This window comes from Acidimicrobiales bacterium, assembly GCA_036399815.1.
GTDB lineage: Bacteria > Actinomycetota > Acidimicrobiia > Acidimicrobiales > DASWMK01 > DASWMK01.
In genome coordinates this window covers 1-2237 of record DASWMK010000030.1, presented here as the reverse complement: position 1 = coordinate 2237, position 2237 = coordinate 1, and the positions used below count along the sequence as shown (strand labels likewise).

The window sequence follows — 2237 nt, the reverse complement described above, 5'->3', positions numbered from 1 at the left end:
CATCCCGACGAGCCCCGCCTGCTCGTCCACGTCGACCCCGTCGACCCGCCCGGCGACGACGTCCCCCGCTGGCGCCTGTTCACCGAGGGCAGCGTGCGCAACTACGACGGGGCGACGATCGGGGTCGCCGGCAACGCCGAGAACCTGGACCTCAACCGCAACTTCCCGCACGGGTGGCGGCCCGAGTCCGACCAGCGGGGTGCCGGGCCGTTCCCGACCTCGGAGCCCGAGGTGCGGGCCGTGGTCCAGGCCATGGTCGAGCGGCCCAACATCTGCGGCTACATCGACTACCACACGTACTCCGGCGTCCACCTGCGGCCGTACTCGATGCAGCCCGACGACGACCTGCCCGTCGGCGACCTCCGCACGTTCAAGGCCATCGGCCGCCACGCCACCGCCATCACCGGCTACCCGGTGGCCTCCGTGTACCACGAGTTCCGCTACCACCCGAAGGAGGTGATCAGCGGGGGCTCGGACGACTGGGCCTACGACCACCTGGGCGTGTACTCGTGGACCACCGAGCTGTGGAGCCCGCAGCGGGCCGCCGGCCTCGACGTGAAGGGCTACATCGACTGGTTCGTGGAGCACCCGGCCGAGGACGAGCTGGCCCTGCTGCGCTGGAGCGACGAGGAGCTGGGCGGCCAGGGCTTCGTCGACTGGTACCCGTTCGACCACCCCGAGCTCGGCCAGGTGGAGCTCGGCGGCTGGAACGCCATGCACTGGTGGCGCAACCCGCCCCTCGACCGCCTGGAGGCGGAGATCGCCCCGCACAGCGACTTCGCCGTCTGGCACTGCCTGATCTCGCCCCTGCTGGCCGTGCGCTCCTTCGAGGCCACGCCGGCCGGCGAGGGCGCCTGGCGGGTGCGCCTCGTCGTCGAGAACACCGGCTGGCTGCCGACCAACGTCACCGAGCGGGCCATGGAGCGCAAGGTGGTGCTGCCGTTGGTGGTGACGGCCGAGGTGCCCGACGGCGGGGAGCTGCTCATGGGCGAGGCGAGGACCGAGTGCGGCCAGCTCACCGGCCGCAACCTCACCGGCCCGATGATCGGCCTGCTGCCCACCAACGAGGCGACCACCGACCGGGCCAAGGTCGAGTGGGTCGTCCGGGCCCCGGCCGGCAGCACGTTCAGGGCCGTGGCCCGCCATCCCAGGGCCGGCACCGTCCGCGCCGAGGTCACCCTCGGCTGATCAGTCGGAGGCGCCGGTCAGGCGGAGGCGGCCGAGGCGCCAGCTGGCCACGGTCAGGCAGACGACGGTGATGATGGCGAGGCGGACGACGGCGCCCCAGCCCTGGGGGATGCCGTCGCGGAGCAGGGCGTCGGCGTCGGGGCCGAGCTCGGCGTAGACGGCCCGGCTCTCCCAGGTGGGCGACAGCTGGGCGATGCCGGACAGCGCCGCGCCGAGCAGGCGCTCGCCGAGGAACACGACGGCGAGCGACCAGACGGCGGCCCGGCGGGTGACCGAGCCGATCATCACGAACAGGGCGACGTAGGCAGCGGCGCCGACGGCCGTCGCCAGCGCCATCGGCCCGACGGCCTCGGGCACGCCGGCGGCCAGCACGGCCAGCACGCAGGCGGGCACGACCGTCATCCAGGCCAGCAGGGTGCCGCCCAGCCACCGGCCGGCCACGATCACCGGGAACGCCACCGGCGACAGCCACGTGAACGGGAGGGTGCCGGACCGGGCCTCGGCGCCGAGGACGGCGTCGCCGATCATCAGGCAGGCGATCGGCAGCACGATCGTGAACAGGCCGACGTCGGCGACGGCGGCGAGGGCCTCGTCCCGGTCGGCGGCGTCGACGAGGGACAGCAGCCCGAGGAGCAGCGCGCCCCCGCAGGGGAGGAGCAGGAACAGCCGCCGCTTGAGCGGCAGGCAGGCCCGCAGGGTGTAGCCGAGCACGGCCGCGAACGGCGAGCGGCGCCGGCGGCCGCGGGTGCCAGCGGCGGTGGGGACCGTCGCCTCGCCCGTCATCGCACCAGCTCCCGGAAGAGGCTCTCGAGGGACTCGTCGAGCGGGCGCACCTCGTGCAGCCGGCAGCCGGCGTCCCTGGCCAGGCGGGGGAGGGCGACGGCGAGGTCGCCGGCCTTGAGGGTGGCGACCGTGAGCGCCTCGCCGTCCACCACCACGCCGGTCACGGCGTCGACGCCGACCAGCGCGGCGGCCAGGCGCCGGGCGTCGGCCGCCCGCACCAGCACCCGCCTGGGCCGGTCGGCCATGGCGTCGCGGATGGCCCGCTG

General features: G+C 74.8%; 3 protein-coding genes. 1 reads left to right on the top strand and 2 read right to left on the bottom strand.

Annotation, left to right across the window (positions count from 1 at the left end; genetic code table 11):
- Nucleotides 1–1188: M14 family zinc carboxypeptidase (locus VGB14_02070; GenBank protein HEX9991693.1), on the top strand; the 1188-nt coding region annotated here is incomplete at its 5' end.
- Here the strand turns inward: VGB14_02070 and VGB14_02065 are convergent.
- Together VGB14_02065 and VGB14_02060 are read right to left on the bottom strand one after the other, a co-directional pair.
- Nucleotides 1189–1971 carry a hypothetical protein gene (locus tag VGB14_02065; GenBank protein HEX9991692.1) on the bottom strand — a complete coding sequence of 261 codons (783 nt, stop codon included), beginning with the start codon at nt 1969–1971 and terminating at the stop codon, nt 1189–1191.
- The coding region (locus VGB14_02060) for a hypothetical protein (protein ID HEX9991691.1) at nt 1968–2237 on the bottom strand (270 nt) is incomplete at its 5' end. The genes VGB14_02060 and VGB14_02065, both read right to left, overlap by 4 nt.